This window comes from Streptomyces albiaxialis, from assembly GCF_039530985.1.
Taxonomy (GTDB): Bacteria; Actinomycetota; Actinomycetes; order Streptomycetales; family Streptomycetaceae; genus Streptomyces; species Streptomyces albiaxialis.
Window position 1 is genome coordinate 1,065,243 of record NZ_BAAAPE010000007.1, and the last position, 13,628, is coordinate 1,078,870.

The following is a 13,628-nucleotide window of genomic DNA, read 5'->3' on the forward strand; positions in this document are numbered from 1 at the left end:
GCGGGGATCAGCCGTGTTCCGGGGGTCAGTCGGCGGGCTTGCGGACCTCGTCGCGGATGGTGTTGACGCGCCCGGCGAAGTCCTCCAGATCGACGTCGGCGGGCTTGACCGAGTACGTCTTGAGGCTGTCGTCCGCCACATAGGCCGCCGTGCCCGGGTTGCTCCAGGCGCAGACGGGGATCGTCAGCTTCCGGCCCGCCTGGGACTTGACCAGGACCTCGCAGGTCAGCGGGTCCTCGGCGCCGTCGGGCGTGATGTCGCGGCGCTTGACGGCCACCTTCATGGCCGGACTGCCCTCCATGCCCTTCATCATCTGGTCCTTGGACAGCTCCGGGTTCCCGAAGTCCTCGCCCGCGGCACCGGCGTAGAGGAGGCGCTCGGTTGAAGAGGACGTCGAGGTGTAGCGGCCCATGTGCGCCTTCTGGCCCGGTCCGCCGCCCGCGACCTTGTCGCTCAGGTCGGCGGAGCGGCGGAACTTCCCGTTCTCCAGCTTCGCCGGGAAGGCCAGCTCGTACTCGGCCGCCGACTCGCCCGGCGTGGGCTCCTCCGTGGGCTCCCCGGTCGTCGGCTCCTCGGTCGGCTCGTCCGTCGGTCCGTCCGAGGAGGAGGCGCTCGGGGTGCCCGACTTGTCGCCCCCGGCCTTGTCCTTGCCGCCGTCGTCGTCCCCGCCGCCCGCGAAGAGCGCGACGCCGCCGACGATCAGCGCGGCGACGACCACGCAGGCCACGACGATCGCGACGACCTTGCCGTTCCCCCCGCCCCCGCCGGGCGGCGGCGCGGGCTGCCCGAAGGGCGGACCGGGCGGGCCCGGGGTCCCGGGAGGCCCGAAGCCCCCGCCGTCGTACGGGCCCTGCGGCGGACCGGAAGGCGGACCCGGCGGCGGGCCGAAGCCCCCGCCGTCGTACGGGCCCTGCGGCGGACCGGACGGCGGACCGGAAGGCGGACCCGGCGGCTGCGACGGCGGGGGCGGGGGCGTTGTCATGGCGGTCCCTCCTGCGAGGGCGCTGCGCCTGCCCCCTGATGTCCTCACGTGATACTTATTTCACGTTACCGCCGCCCGGTGACACCGCTACCTCCGGGTCGGATAGAGCTTCTCGATCTCCTCCGCGTAGTCCCGGACGATCGCCGCCCGCCGCAGCTTCATCGACGGCGTGAGATGCCCCGCCCGCTCCGTGAAGTCGCGGGGCAGCACGGCGAACCGCCGGATCGACTCCGCCCGGGAGACCTGGGAGTTCGCCTCGTCCACGGCCTGCTGGAGGTTGCGCAGCAGATCGTCGTCGGTGACCAGCTCGGACACGGCCATGCCCTGCTTCTTGTGCATCTGCTGCCAGTGCGCGAGCCCGTCCGGCTCCAGGGTGAGCAGCGCGGTGACATACGGCCGGTTGTCGCCGATCACCAGGCACTGGCTGATCAGCGGGTGGGCGCGCAGCCAGTCCTCCAGGGGCGCGGGGGCGAGGTTCTTGCCGCCGGAGGTGATGATCAGGTCCTTCTTGCGGCCGGTGATGCTGAGGTAGCCGTCGCGGTCCAGCGCCCCGAGGTCGCCGGTGGGCAGCCAGCCCTCGGCGTCCACGGCGGGCACGGCGGTGCCGCCGGCCGCGTCCCAGTAGCCGCCGAACACCTGGCCGCCCCTGAGCAGCACCTCGCCGTCGTCCGCGATGCGTACGGCCGTTCCCGGGACCGGCCAGCCGACCGTGCCGAGGCGGGGGCGCAGCGGCGGGGTGGTGGTCGCCGCGGCGGTCGTCTCGGTCAGCCCGTAGCCCTCGTAGACGGTCACGCCCGCACCCTCGTAGAACGCGGCGAGCCGGTGGCCGAGTGGGGAGCCGCCGCAGATGACGTAGCGGCAGCGGCCGCCGAGCGCGTCCCGGATACGGCGGTAGATCAGCAGGTCGTAGAGGCCGCGCGCGGCGCGCAGGCCGGGGCCTGGCCCCTTGCCGAGGCCGTGCTCCTGGGCCTCGACGGCCTCCCCGTAGCGCTGCGCGATCCGGGCGCCCCGGTCGAAGGAGGAGGCGCGGCCCATCTTCTCGGCGGTGGCGCGGGCGGTGTTGTAGACCTTCTCCAGCACGTACGGGATGCCCAGCAGGAACGTGGGCCGGAAGCCCGCGAGGTCGGCGAGGAGGTCCTCGGTCTGGATGCTGGGCGCGTGCCCGAGCCGGACGCGGGCGCGCAGGCAGCCGATGGCGACCATCCGCCCGAAGACGTGCGAGAGCGGGAGGAAGAGCAGCGTCGAGGCCGGGTCGTCGCTGACGGACTTGAAGACGGGGTGGAGCAGCTCGATCGCGTTGTCGACCTCGGCGAAGAAGTTGCCGTGGGTGAGGACACAGCCCTTGGGGCGGCCCGTGGTGCCCGAGGTGTAGATGAGGGTGGCGATGTGGTCGGGACCGACCCCGGCGCGGCGCTCGTTGACGAGCGCGTCGGGGATCTCGCGCCCGGCGTCGATGACATGGCCGACGGCGCCCGTGTCGAACTGCCACAGGTGTTCCAGCGCGGGCAGGTTGCCGCGCTCGGCACTGAGCATCCTGGCCTGCTCGACGTCCTCCACGAAGCAGGCGCGTACGCCCGCGTCCTGGAGGATGTGCCGGGCCTGGGAGGCCGACGAGGTCGGGTAGACGGGCACGGTGATCAGGCCGGCGGCCCAGGCGGCGAAGTCGGCCAGCGTCCACTCGTACGTCGTCCGCGCCATGATCGCGAGCCGGTCGCCGGGCCGCAGCCCGTGGGCGAGCAGCCCCTTGGCGACGGCCTGGACCTCGGCGGCGAACTCCCGCGCGCTCACGTCCCGCCACGCGCTGCCGTCCCCGCGGGTCTTGCGGCTGAGCACGGCCTCGTCCGGTGCCTCGACGGCGTTGGTGAACGGGATGTCGCCGAGCGAGCCATGGGTGACGGCGGGCGCGAGGGCCGGTACGGACACCTCCCGGACGACGCCGTTCTCGGTCTTCTTGTACGGCTCCGTGACCACGGGCGCCGGTGTCTGTGCCTGAACGCTCATGCGCGGCTCCTCCTCAGTGCGCTGGTGTCCCCCGTGCCCTGGTCGTCCGTCCCCGTGCTCACGTTCTCGGCTGCCGTCGGCCGGACGGCGTGCGCGTACGCCTACGCCCGTTCCAGAACCGCCGTCACCCCCTGGCCGCCCGCGGCACAGACGGAGATCAGGCCGCGCGCGCCGGGCGGCATGCCCTCGCGCTCGGCGAGGAGCTTGGCGAGGGTCGCCACGACGCGGGCCCCCGTCGCGGCGAAGGGGTGGCCGGTGGCGAGCGCGGAGCCGAGCACCGCCTCGCGCGCGAGGTTGCTGCGTCCTTCCGGGGGGCGACCGCCGGACCCCCGTTCCCTGCTGTGCTTGAGCACCGCACCGGCGGCGAACTCGCCCACCGCGCCCGGGCCCTGGAGCCCGAACCGCTCGACGAGCCCGTCGAGCGCGGCCGTCAGCATCTCCTGGTTCGAGCAGCGCGCGTACGGCCCGTCGGCGCGCGCGAACGGAATCCGGCTGCCGCCGATCACCGCGACGCGGCGGGAGACACGGGGACTGAGAAGACCGCCGGCGCTCTTCGCGCTCTTCGTCGACATCCGCTGCCAAACTCCTGACCTGAAAGTAACCTTACTCCGAAGTAAATTTACGTGAGGCGAAGGAGCAGGGGAATGGCCGATCGGTACCTTCATTGGACATCCACACGCCCCGGCCGATTCCTCACCCGCCGCCTGGGCCTCCCGCGCCCCGCGCGTCTCCACCGCTGGTCGGCGGAGCGTCCGGTGCTGGAGGGCGGGCCGCTGCTGCACCTCACGGCCTCCTCGCTGTACGAGGAGAAGGAGGTGTCGGCCGCGCTCGACGCCTGCGGCTGCGGCCTGCCGGTCGTGCAGGGGGTCGCCCGTGGGGACACGCCGCGCTGTGCTGCCGTGGTCCTCGACGCTACGGGCATCGCGACCGTCGCGGAACTGCGCGGAGTTCACGAGCTGCTGCACCCGGTTGTCCGCTCGGTGACAAACGGCGGGCGCGTGGTGGTCCTCGGCGCCGTCCCCTCGCCCCGCGACCACCACCAGGCGGCGGCCCAGCAGGCCCTGGAGGGCTTCGTCCGCTCGCTCGGCAAGGAGCTGGGCGGCGGCCGTACGGCGCAGCTCGTCCGGATCGCCCCGGACACGGTCATGGGGGCGGCGAGTTCGACGCTCGGCTTCCTCCTCTCGCCCCGTTCCGCGTACGTCAGCGGGCAGGTGATCGGAATCGACGGGCCCGGACCCGACGGCCCGGGGCCCGGGGCGCGCACGGCCCTGGTCACCGGCGCGGCGCGCGGCATCGGCGCCGAGGTCGCGGCGGTGCTCGCACGCGAGGGCGCCTCGGTGGTCTGCCTCGACGTCCCCGGCGCGGCGGCCGAACTCGACGCCGTGGCCGGGCGCATGGGCGGCACGGCGCTGCCGCTCGACATCACCGCGCCGGACGCGGGCGCCCGTATCGCCGAGGCGCTGCCGTCCGGCGGGCTCGACGTCCTCGTCCACAACGCGGGCATCACCCGCGACCGCCGGCTCGCGAACATGGCCGCGGACCGATGGGACGCGGTCCTCGACGTCAACCTCGCGAGCGTGCTGCACACGACCGACCACCTGCTGACCGTCGGCGCGCTGCGCGAGGGGCAGGGGCGCGTGGTGGCCACCGCCTCGATCGCGGGCATCGCCGGGAACACCGGGCAGACCAACTACGCGGCGAGCAAGGCGGGGATCATCGGCCTGGTCCGCTCGCTGGCGCCGCGCGCCGCCGCCGAGCACGGCGTGACCGTCAACGCCGTGGCGCCGGGCTTCATCGAGACGAAGATGACGGCCGCCGTACCGCTGTTCATCCGCGAGGCCGGGCGCCGGATGAACTCCCTGTCCCAGGGCGGGCTTCCCGTCGACGTCGCGGAGACGGTCGCCTGGCTCGCCGACCCCGCCTCCTCGGCGGTCAACGGCCAGGTCGTCCGCGTCTGCGGCCAGTCCCTGCTGGGAGCGTGAGACGAGCCATGGCCCTCCCCCTGCTGAAGGCGGCGCTCTCCCCGCTGGCCAAGCGCGGCCCGTACGAGAGCGCCGCGCTCCCCGGTGCCGAGGTGACGCGCGAGGTGGTGCCGGACCCGGCGCGGCTGCGCGCGTACGCGCGGGTGTGCGGATTCGAGGACGACGGAACGCTTCCGGCCCCCTATCCGCACGTGCTCGCCTTTCCGCTGGCGATGCGGCTGATGACGGCGCGGGACTTCCCGTTCCCCGTGCCCGGGCTGGTCCACACCCGTATCGCGCTGACCCGGCACGCCCCGCTCGCGGCGGCGGACCGGCTCACGCTCGCCGTACGCGCGGACGGGACGGCGCCGCACGCGCGGGGCACCGAGTTCGGCCTCGTCACCCGCGCGCTGCTCGACGGGGAGGAGGTGTGGCACTCGCGCAGCACGTATCTCTTCCGCCACGAGCGGGCGGCCCCGGGGACCCGCGAGGACAGGGAGGAGCGCGCGGCGCTGCCCGCGCGCGCCACCTGGGAGCTGCCCGCCGGGCTCGGTCGCCGGTACGCCGCGGCCTCCGGCGACCGCAACCCGATCCATCTGCACCCGCTCACCGCGCGCCTGTTCGGCTTTCCGCGCGCCCTCGCGCATGGGATGTGGACGTTCGCGCGCTGCCTGGCCGAGGCGCCCGCGGACCTCCGCACCGCCGAGGCCGTCTTCCGCTCTCCCCTGCTGCTGCCCGCGCGGGTGACCTACGGGCAGGAGGAGGGGAGGTTCGAGGTGCGCGGCGGCCGTCGCGGTGTCTCTTCGTTCGCTTCTCCGCCCGCGCGGCAGTCCGTGCCTTCCGTCGTCGACTGCGACCCGGCAGCCGCGCGTGCGTCGCTCACGGACTCGCGGCTCCATGTGTCGGGGAAGTGGGGCGGGAAGGCGTCCACCGCTCGCCCTTCATCAGGTTCTCCAGGCCCGCCCAGCAGAAGTTCATGAGCGTCGCCGCGGTCTCCTTGGCCGAGGGGCCCTCCGCGGGGGCGTCGTCCCTGCGCGCGTTGGCCCACTCGGCGAGCGACTCCGCGGCGCCCACCAGCGCGTGCGCGAGCCCGGAGACCTCGCGTTCGGCCAGCTCGCTGTCGCACCCGGCGTCCTGCGCGGCCTGCGCCAGCAGCACCGTCACGATGTCCGTGATCTGGGCCCGCATGGCGACGACCTCCTGCGCGAAGGGCTCCCCCTGCGTGCGCGCCCGGTGCAGCACGGTCACCCCGTCCGGGTGCGCGGCGGTGTGCGTGAAGAAGGCCCGCAGCCCGTTCCAGAGCTGCCGGTCCGCCGGTATGTCCCGCTCCCGCGTGCCCTCGCGCACGGTCTCCACCAGCGCCTTGACCTCGCGCCGCACGCAGGCCATGAACAGCTCTTCCTTGGACTTCAGGTAGAGGTAGACGAGCGGCTTCGAGACACCGGCGGCCTCGGCGATGTCGTCCATCGACGCCGACTGGTAGCCGTGCCGCGCGAAGGCGGCCACCGCCGCGTCGAGCATCTGCCGCTCGCGCACGGCGCGCGGCATCCGCTTGTGCCCCTTGCCCGTCCTGGTCCCGACGTTGGTCCCCACGCGCGTCCCTCCGCCGCCCCGTAGCCATGGTCACGGCAAGGGTACGCGCCCCACACCGAAGGGGGAGGGCTCATCGATGAGCCCTCCCCCGGGAGTTGACGGATGCCGGGCGCTCAGCCGCCCGCGCCCGCCGCGGCCGGGACCGGCGCGCCGCGCTGCGAGTCGTCCTGCTCGGCCTCCTCGATGCTGAAGCTCCGCGCCGTACGGAAGGCCTCCAGGTCGAGGATCTTCTCGCGGGCCGAGACGAGCACCGGGACCACGACCTGGCCCGCGACGTTCACCGCGGTGCGGCCCATGTCGAGGATCGGGTCGATGGCGAGCAGCAGCCCGACGCCCTCCAGCGGCAGGCCCAGCGTCGACAGCGTCAGGGTGAGCATCACGGTCGCACCGGTCAGACCCGCCGTGGCGGCGGAGCCGACGACCGCGACGAACGCGATGAGCAGGTACTCCTTGATGCCCATGTCGACATGGAAGAACTCGGCCACGAAGATCGCCGCGATGGCCGGGTAGATCGAGGCGCAGGCGTCCATCTTCGTCGTGGAGCCGAACGGCACCGCGAACGAGGCGTACTCCTTCGGCACGCCGAGCCGCTCGGTCACCTTCTGCGTCAGCGGCATGGTGCCGACCGAGGAGCGGGAGACGAACGCGAGCTGGATGGCGGGCCAGGCGCCCTTGAAGAACTGCAGCGGGTTGACCTTCGCCACCGTCGCCAGCAGCACCGGGTAGACGACGAAGAGGACGAGCGCGCCGCCGATGTAGACGTCCGCGGTGAAGGTCGCGTAGGAGCCGATCAGGTCCCAGCCGTAGTCCTTGATCGCGGTGCCGATGAGGCCGATGGTGCCGATCGGGGCGAGGCGGATGATCCACCACAGCGCCTTCTGGAGCAGCGCCAGCACGGACTCGCCGAGCTTGAGGATGGGCTCGGCCTTCTCGCCGAGCTTCAGCGCGGCGATGCCGACGACGACCGCCATGAAGACGATCTGGAGCACCTTCAGCTCGGTGAACGGCGTGATGACGTCCGTCGGGATGATCCCGGTGAGGAAGTCCAGCCAGGAACCGGTGCTGTCGGACGGCGGCTTGGCGGCGTCCTTGGAGGACAGGCCGGTGCCGGAGCCCGGGTTGGTCAGCAGGCCGATGACGAGCCCGATGACGACCGCGATCAGCGAGGTCACCATGAACCACAGCAGCGTGCGGGTGGCGAGCCTGGCCGCGTTGTGCACGTTGCGCAGGTTGGTGATCGAGATGGTGATCGCGAAGAAGACGAGCGGCGCGACCGCCAGCTTCAGGAGCTGGACGAAGATCTCGCCGACCTTGGTGAGCGTGGTGCCCAGCCAGGCCACGTCCCAGTTGCGCGCGACCCAGCCGAGGACGACACCGAGGACGAGGCCGAGCAGGATCTGGGCCCAGAAGGGGATCTTGGGTATCCGGGGCCGCGCCGGGGCCGGCGCGGACGTATCTGCGGAAGAAGACGACACGGACATACTCCGGAGGCTTCAGAGACGGGGAGGGGGAAGGGTGACGGGATGCGCCGGAGGGTAGTCCGGGCCGGAGGTCAGCGACAGACCGCTGACAGACACCGGCACAGGTCGACATGCAGCCGCGCGACGAGCGGCACGCCGGGGCGCGCCGTGTCGGAGGTGGGGGCTGCGGTCGTCACGCCGGTCACGCTAACACTCCGTCTTTGGCTTACCCAAAGCATTCCTTTGGGGGGCAGGTACGAGAAACGTCAACGCCCCACCGGGGAAGGGACATTCCCGGTGGGGCGCTGAGAAGTGTGTGACGCGTGTTACACGAAGATGAACCGCGCAGGTCAGGCGCGGCGGAGCGGGACCGCCGTCAGGCGATGCTGTCCTCCTGGCTGCGGTTCGCCGCCAACCGGTCCTTCGCCCTGTCGACGCCGTCCACGATCTGCTCGGACATCGCCTGGCGCTGCTTGCGCAGCAGCACGTAGCTGAGCGGCGCCGAGATCACCAGGGCGAGCAGCACGACCCACAGCGGGTTCGACTTGCCGATGCCCGACGGGACGACGCCGAACTGCGCCAGCAGACCGACGACGACGAGGCAGCCGACGAAGACGCCGAGCCGCATGGTGGTGTAGCGAAGCGTCGCGTGCGACTTGCTGCTACTGCTCACAGTGAATCTCTCCCAACCTCTCAGTGGAGCGACAGCCACATGGTGACGTCGTCCCTGAAGTCGCCCTCTCCGGCCTTGATCGCGCCAGGCACGCGCCCGACTTCCTTGTACCCGCACGAGCCGTAGAACCGCTCCAGCCCCTCGCCGCCGCGCAGCGTGAGCCGGATCCCCTCCACCCCGTCCAGCGACCGGGCGGCTTCCTCGGCCGCCGCCATCAGCTCGCGCCCGGCGCCGCGGCCCTGCACGGAGGGATGCAGCATCACGGTGTAGAGCCACACCCAGTGTCGCATCAGGCGGTGGGTGTTCTGGAAGAGGAAGACCGTGCCGACGGCACGCCCCTCGTCGTCCAGCGCGACGAGCAGCCTCGCCCGCCCCTCCGCCATGGCCCGCAGGTGGCTGATCAGCTCGGGCCGTATGTCCTCCACGGTGACCGGCGGCACGAAGCCGACCGAGCCGCCCGCGTTGCTCACGTCGCTCCAGAGCGCCAGCAGCTCGTCGCGGAACGCCGGGGTCATCCCCGGATCGAGTACGTACCGCACGGACTCACACCCGCATCGGCTGCGGCGACTCGCGCCGCTCCGGGTCGGGCCCGTCGTACGTCCCCAGCTCCGCGTACCCGCCGTCCCGCTCGACGGGGCGGAACCCGGCGTCGCGGATCAGGTCGATCAGCTCGTCGCGGGTGACGCCGGAGTCCGGGTCCGGGCCGTCGGTGTCGTCGGCCCCGTGCTGGAGCGCGAGCTGCGCGAGCTGGTCGCCGTGCGCTGCCCACAGGACACGGACGTGCGGCACGTTGTCGAGCAGGATCCGGGCGACGGCGAAGGCGCGCAGCGCCTCGGCGCCGGTCACCTCCGAGCCGAGCGGCACGGCGGCCTGGACGCCGCCCTGCCCGTCCTGCAGCTCGCGCAGCCGCAGCACCTGGTCGACGGTGCTCTCCGCGGCGCCGCACTCGATCGTGTGCACGCCGTCACCGGGGACGCCCGGGTCCCCGAAATACGCCGCGTCCCCGTGCCGTTCCGTCCGCACCGCGTGCGCGAGACCGCCCAGCCAGGCCATGTCGTCGCTGTCGAAGAGCGCGAGGCCGTCCGCACGGCCCAGCCTCTCCCCGGAGCGGATCCTGTGTTCGAGGTCCCGCCGCAGCCCCGCGTCCATGCCTTGCGCCACCCGCCTCACGTTTGTCTGTTTCGCACGCTCCAGCGAGCGTACGCCCCCGGGTTCCGCGCTCACTCCTCGGGCAGCTCGCCGACGCGGTTCTCCCACTTCGTGGACAGCACGATGGTGGTGCGGGTGCGCGAGACGCCCTTGGTGCCGGACAGGCGGCGGATGGTGCGCTCCAGCCCGTCGACGTTGCCCGCGCGGACCTTGAGCATGTACGAGTCGTCGCCCGCGATGAACCAGCAGTCCTCGACCTCCTGCAGCTCGCGCAGCCGGTTCGCGACGTCCTCGTGGTCGGTCGCGTCGGAGAGCTGGACGCCGATGAGCGCCGTCACCCCGAGCCCGAGCGACGAGGCGTCCACGGTGGCGCGGTAACCGGTGATCACCCCGGCGGCCTCGAGACGGTTGATGCGATCCGTGACGCTCGGTCCGGAGAGGCCCACGAGACGCCCGAGCTCGGCGTACGACGCTCTCCCGTTCTCGCGCAGCGCCTGGATGAGCTGCCTGTCCACCGCGTCCATGGATGCCGCTGCCTCCCGTTGTAGAGATTCGAGACAACGAATCTAAGGCATGGGCCCGGTGGCCCCGTTCCCCTGTCCGCTCCCCTGTCCCAGCTCCCCTTCCCAGCGGTGGTAGAGCTTGTGCGGGACCCCCGCGGCATCCAGCGCGCGGCCCGCGACGAAGTCGACGAGGTCCTGGATGTGCCGCGCTCCCGCGTAGAACGCCGGCGAGGCCGGGAGCACCACGGCCCCCGCCTCGTCCAGCGCCACCAGATGGCGCAGCGTCTGGCCCGTCAGCGGGGTCTCGCGCAGCGCGACGACCAGGGGGCGGCGCTCCTTGAGGGTGACGCTCGCGGCGCGCTGGAGCAGGTCCTTGGAGAGCCCGAGCGCGACCCCGGCCACGCACGCCGTGCTGGCGGGCACGATCAGCATCCCCTTGACGGGGTACGAGCCGGAGGACGGGCCCGCCGCCAGGTCGCCCGGCGTCCAGTGGCGCACCCGCGAGGTGTCGGTGCCCGCGTCCACGTCGAACGCGTCCGGCGTCCCGTCGGCGCCGCGCGCCAGCCAGCGGCGCAGGTCGGCGTCGGCGTGCGCGTCCCGGAAGGGGTGGCCCGTCTCGTCGAGGATCGTGAGCCGCGAGGCGCGGCTGACCACCAGGTCGACGTCCTCCCCCGCGTGCAGCAGCGCCCGGATCACCGACGCGGCGTACGGCGTGCCGGAGGCCCCGGAGACGCCGACGAGCCAGGGCCGTCGGTCGCCGCTCGTCTCGCTCATCCTTCGAGCGTACGCGCGCGGCCGCGTGGGTTTTCCACAGCCCCCGGGGGCGACGGGCGCGGCCCACGTACCCTCAAGGGATGCGCGTTACCCGCCGACCCCTGCGTTTCGTGGCGACGGCCACCGGACTCGCCGCCCTGCTCGCGACCGCGACCGTGGGCTGCTCGGTCACCGAGAAGATCACCACCGGGCTGAAGGTCAAGCACGCCTTCGAGAAGCTCGGCGAGCAGCCGTCCGCCTCGGTCATGGTCTCCGTGGACGGCACGGCGGGGGACGCGGAGAAGTTCCTCCGCGCCTCCGGCGCCCGGGACGAGACGGCGACCCGGCGCGCGGCGAAGCTGCTCACCCGCGGCGAGCTGACCTTCGCGGTCGGCTCGGACAAAGAGGAGACCCCGCTGCGCGAGCTGAGCCGGTCCGAGCGGCTGCGCCTGGCCGCCGCGGTGAATTTCGGCGGGAAGGACGTGCTGGCCGCCAAGTCCGTCGAGGAGAAGCTCTATCTCCGGGTGAATCTGCCGTCGCTGGTCGCCCAGCTCGGCGGCTCGGAGCACGACCGGGCCCGCGCCCGCCGCGTGGTGGAGCTGGCGGACGAGCTGCCCAGGACGCTGGGCTCCGCGAAGGACGCGCTCAAGGGCAAGTGGGTCGAGGCCGACCCCGAGTCGTTCGACGACTTCGCGCGGGCCTCGCGCGAGATCTCCGAGGGCGGCCCCACCCCGGACCGCGCCCGCGCGCGTACGCACGACGACGCGGGGACGCGCGAGGCCCGCGAGACCCAGGAGACCAGCGAGCGCGTCAGCCGCGCGACGGCGGCGGGCCGCGCGCTCAACGGCCAGTCGGAGCGCGAGTTCCTCGACGGCCTGGAGAAGACCCTCGGCCGCCACGCCTCGTTCAAGAAGGCGGGCGAGCGCGGCGGCGCCGAGCACATCACCGTCTCGATGCCCGCGCGCCAGGCCGCCTCCGGCCTGTCGGACGCGCTGGAGGCGCTCGGCGCCCGACTCGACCCCGCGGGCGTCCCCGACAGGACCGTCGAGGCCGACCTGGAGATCCGCCGCGGACAGCTCACGGGCCTCACGGCCGACCTGGGCCAGTTCCTCGGCGGCAAGGACGCGAAGGACGTGAAGCTGCCCCTGCGGATGGACTTCGGCGGGGGCGACGCGGTCTCGGTCGAGGCCCCCGACGGCGCGCGGGAGCTGAAGCCGCAGGACCTGCTGGCCGCGATGATGTACGGCGCGCTGGGCACGAGGGATTACTGACTGTTGACCGCTGACCTTTTGGTCACATGAACGGGGAACTGTCCGCACCGCACGTGTCGTTGTACGTACGGACGGGCACCGCTCTCTCCGAGGGGAGGCGACATGGCGAACGAGTCGGGCGCGCGGACCGCCAGCACCATGGCCGCGGGCAAGCTGATAGTGGGGTGGGTCGCCCTGCTGTGGGTGCTGGAAGCGGTCGACCAGCTCTCGGGGAACGCGCTGGACACGTTCGGCATCGAGCCGAGGCGCGTGAGCGAGCTGGTCGATGTGATCCCGGCGTCCTTCATGCACTTCGGCTTCGACCACCTGGTGGCGAACACGCTGCCGCTGCTGATCCTCGGCTTCCTCGCCGCCCTGCGCGGCACGGCGAGATTCCTCTCGGTGGCCCTGATCATCATCGTCACCAGCGGCCTCGGGGTCTGGCTGATCGCCCCGGAGCACAGCAACACGGCGGGCGCCTCGGGCCTGATCTTCGGCCTCTTCGGCTATCTCCTGGTCCGCGGCTTCGTCGACCGCCGCATCACCGACGTGGCCCTGGGCGCCGTGGTCGCGGTCTTCTACGGATCGATTCTCTGGGGCGTCCTCCCCAGTGACGGCGGCATCTCCTGGCAGGGCCACCTCTTCGGCCTGATAGGCGGCGTCCTCGCGGCGTACGTCACCGCGGAGAACCGCCGCGCGGCGGGCTCCACGGAGAAACCGGCCTGGCACTGAGGCCCCATCGATCACCCGTGCCGATCGCGGCATAAGAAGACGGCTCTTGATCGGCCGTTCCGCGGTCGAGCAGGCTGGGCGTCCCTCACCGGCGCGGCGTCCCCCCTTGCCGCCCGCGTCCGGTGGGCCGCTCTGTCCACTCGTCCCACGGGGAATCCATGCGCCTCACTCGCTTCCGTACCGTGCTCCTCACCGGAGCCGCAGCCGCAGCCGTCGCCCTGGGCGGCACCGTGCTGACCGCCCCCAGCGCCACCGCCGTCGGCTCGACAGCCTGCACCAAGAACATCAAGAACGAGCAGTGGCGCACCACGTCCATGATCGACCGCCGGACGATGCTCCAGAACGGCCCCGGCGTCGCGTACAAGAACAAGGGCCAGGTCGGTCAGGGCGGTCCCTTCTACGCCTACTGCAAGACGAAGAACAAGCACGGCAACACCTGGTACTACGGCAAGGCCAACTGGCTCGGCAAGAAGGGCTGGCTGCCCGCCAGCGCGTTCTGGAACGACCTCCCGGGCGACTGACCAGGGCGTGACCGCGCACGTGCCGAGGGCCCCGGAGCGATCCGGGGCCC

14 protein-coding genes and 1 pseudogene are annotated in these 13,628 nt (G+C 72.5%); 5 read left to right on the top strand and 10 right to left on the bottom strand.

Going from position 1 to position 13,628, the window contains the following annotated elements; translation table 11 throughout:
- Positions 1–25: 25 nt before the first annotated feature.
- From ABD343_RS15930 to ABD343_RS15940, 3 genes and pseudogenes are all read right to left on the bottom strand, one after another.
- On the bottom strand, positions 26–982 hold the full coding sequence (locus ABD343_RS15930; protein ID WP_344528394.1) for a hypothetical protein: 957 nt from the start codon (positions 980–982) through the stop codon (positions 26–28).
- Between the two features lie 87 nt (positions 983–1,069).
- Positions 1,070–2,983, bottom strand: a complete 1,914-nt coding sequence (locus tag ABD343_RS15935) for an AMP-dependent synthetase/ligase (protein ID WP_344528396.1) — start codon at positions 2,981–2,983, stop codon at positions 1,070–1,072.
- 119 nt (positions 2,984–3,102) lie between these two features.
- Positions 3,103–3,555: pseudogene (locus tag ABD343_RS15940) on the bottom strand (hypothetical protein); the annotation flags it as partial.
- 72 nt (positions 3,556–3,627) lie between these two features.
- Here ABD343_RS15940 and ABD343_RS15945 point away from each other — a divergent pair.
- The gene (locus ABD343_RS15945; RefSeq protein WP_344528400.1) at positions 3,628–4,965 is read left to right on the top strand and encodes a 3-oxoacyl-ACP reductase; all 1,338 of its coding nucleotides are present in this window, start codon (positions 3,628–3,630) and stop codon (positions 4,963–4,965) included.
- A gap of 8 nt (positions 4,966–4,973) precedes the next feature.
- A complete protein-coding gene (locus ABD343_RS15950) occupies positions 4,974–5,924 on the top strand; it encodes a MaoC family dehydratase (protein ID WP_344528402.1) in 951 nt (316 codons plus the stop codon).
- On the opposite strand, the gene ABD343_RS15955 is transcribed toward ABD343_RS15950, so the two are convergent.
- From ABD343_RS15955 to ABD343_RS15985, 7 genes are all read right to left on the bottom strand, one after another.
- A complete protein-coding gene (locus ABD343_RS15955; protein ID WP_344528623.1) occupies positions 5,824–6,492 on the bottom strand; it encodes a TetR/AcrR family transcriptional regulator in 669 nt (222 codons plus the stop codon). The genes ABD343_RS15950 and ABD343_RS15955 overlap by 101 nt on opposite strands.
- Before the next feature lie 158 nt (positions 6,493–6,650).
- On the bottom strand, positions 6,651–8,018 hold the full coding sequence (locus ABD343_RS15960; protein WP_344528404.1) for a dicarboxylate/amino acid:cation symporter: 1,368 nt from the start codon (positions 8,016–8,018) through the stop codon (positions 6,651–6,653).
- Between the two features lie 355 nt (positions 8,019–8,373).
- A complete protein-coding gene (locus ABD343_RS15965; RefSeq protein WP_344528406.1) occupies positions 8,374–8,670 on the bottom strand; it encodes a DUF4229 domain-containing protein in 297 nt (98 codons plus the stop codon).
- A gap of 20 nt (positions 8,671–8,690) precedes the next feature.
- Positions 8,691–9,185 carry a GNAT family N-acetyltransferase gene (locus ABD343_RS15970; RefSeq protein ID WP_344528625.1) on the bottom strand — a complete coding sequence of 165 codons (495 nt, stop codon included), beginning with the start codon at positions 9,183–9,185 and terminating at the stop codon, positions 8,691–8,693.
- Between the two features lie 28 nt (positions 9,186–9,213).
- Positions 9,214–9,819, bottom strand: coding sequence for a hypothetical protein (locus tag ABD343_RS15975; protein WP_344528627.1), 606 nt, complete (start codon positions 9,817–9,819; stop codon positions 9,214–9,216).
- A 71-nt stretch (positions 9,820–9,890) separates the two neighbouring features.
- Complete coding sequence (locus tag ABD343_RS15980; RefSeq protein WP_344528408.1) at positions 9,891–10,343, bottom strand: Lrp/AsnC family transcriptional regulator; 453 nt, start codon at positions 10,341–10,343, stop codon at positions 9,891–9,893.
- A gap of 42 nt (positions 10,344–10,385) precedes the next feature.
- Entirely contained in the window at positions 10,386–11,096 is a 711-nt protein-coding gene (locus ABD343_RS15985) for a UbiX family flavin prenyltransferase (protein WP_344528410.1), read from the bottom strand.
- An 80-nt stretch (positions 11,097–11,176) separates the two neighbouring features.
- On the opposite strand from ABD343_RS15985, the gene ABD343_RS15990 reads away from it, so the two are divergent.
- The 3 genes from ABD343_RS15990 (at position 11,177) to ABD343_RS16000 (ending at position 13,578) form a co-directional block, all read left to right on the top strand.
- Positions 11,177–12,346 carry a hypothetical protein gene (locus tag ABD343_RS15990; protein ID WP_344528412.1) on the top strand — a complete coding sequence of 390 codons (1,170 nt, stop codon included), beginning with the start codon at positions 11,177–11,179 and terminating at the stop codon, positions 12,344–12,346.
- Between the two features lie 102 nt (positions 12,347–12,448).
- Positions 12,449–13,057: a rhomboid family intramembrane serine protease gene (locus tag ABD343_RS15995; protein WP_344528414.1), complete on the top strand. Its 609-nt coding sequence runs from the start codon at positions 12,449–12,451 to the stop codon at positions 13,055–13,057.
- Between the two features lie 158 nt (positions 13,058–13,215).
- Positions 13,216–13,578 (top strand): hypothetical protein, encoded by a 363-nt coding sequence (locus ABD343_RS16000; RefSeq protein ID WP_344528416.1) that lies wholly within the window; start codon positions 13,216–13,218, stop codon positions 13,576–13,578.
- Positions 13,579–13,628 lie beyond the last annotated feature (50 nt).

Coding starts and splice junctions, on each gene's coding strand:
- ABD343_RS15930 (WP_344528394.1), bottom strand. CDS start 982: ATGACAACGCCCCCGCCCCCGCCGTCGCAGCCGCCGGGTCCGCCTTCC.
- ABD343_RS15935 (WP_344528396.1), bottom strand. CDS start 2,983: ATGAGCGTTCAGGCACAGACACCGGCGCCCGTGGTCACGGAGCCGTAC.
- ABD343_RS15945 (WP_344528400.1), top strand. CDS start 3,628: ATGGCCGATCGGTACCTTCATTGGACATCCACACGCCCCGGCCGATTC.
- ABD343_RS15950 (WP_344528402.1), top strand. CDS start 4,974: ATGGCCCTCCCCCTGCTGAAGGCGGCGCTCTCCCCGCTGGCCAAGCGC.
- ABD343_RS15955 (WP_344528623.1), bottom strand. CDS start 6,492: ATGCCGCGCGCCGTGCGCGAGCGGCAGATGCTCGACGCGGCGGTGGCC.
- ABD343_RS15960 (WP_344528404.1), bottom strand. CDS start 8,018: ATGTCCGTGTCGTCTTCTTCCGCAGATACGTCCGCGCCGGCCCCGGCG.
- ABD343_RS15970 (WP_344528625.1), bottom strand. CDS start 9,185: ATGACCCCGGCGTTCCGCGACGAGCTGCTGGCGCTCTGGAGCGACGTG.
- ABD343_RS15975 (WP_344528627.1), bottom strand. CDS start 9,819: ATGGACGCGGGGCTGCGGCGGGACCTCGAACACAGGATCCGCTCCGGG.
- ABD343_RS15980 (WP_344528408.1), bottom strand. CDS start 10,343: ATGGACGCGGTGGACAGGCAGCTCATCCAGGCGCTGCGCGAGAACGGG.
- ABD343_RS15985 (WP_344528410.1), bottom strand. CDS start 11,096: ATGAGCGAGACGAGCGGCGACCGACGGCCCTGGCTCGTCGGCGTCTCC.
- ABD343_RS15990 (WP_344528412.1), top strand. CDS start 11,177: ATGCGCGTTACCCGCCGACCCCTGCGTTTCGTGGCGACGGCCACCGGA.
- ABD343_RS15995 (WP_344528414.1), top strand. CDS start 12,449: ATGGCGAACGAGTCGGGCGCGCGGACCGCCAGCACCATGGCCGCGGGC.
- ABD343_RS16000 (WP_344528416.1), top strand. CDS start 13,216: ATGCGCCTCACTCGCTTCCGTACCGTGCTCCTCACCGGAGCCGCAGCC.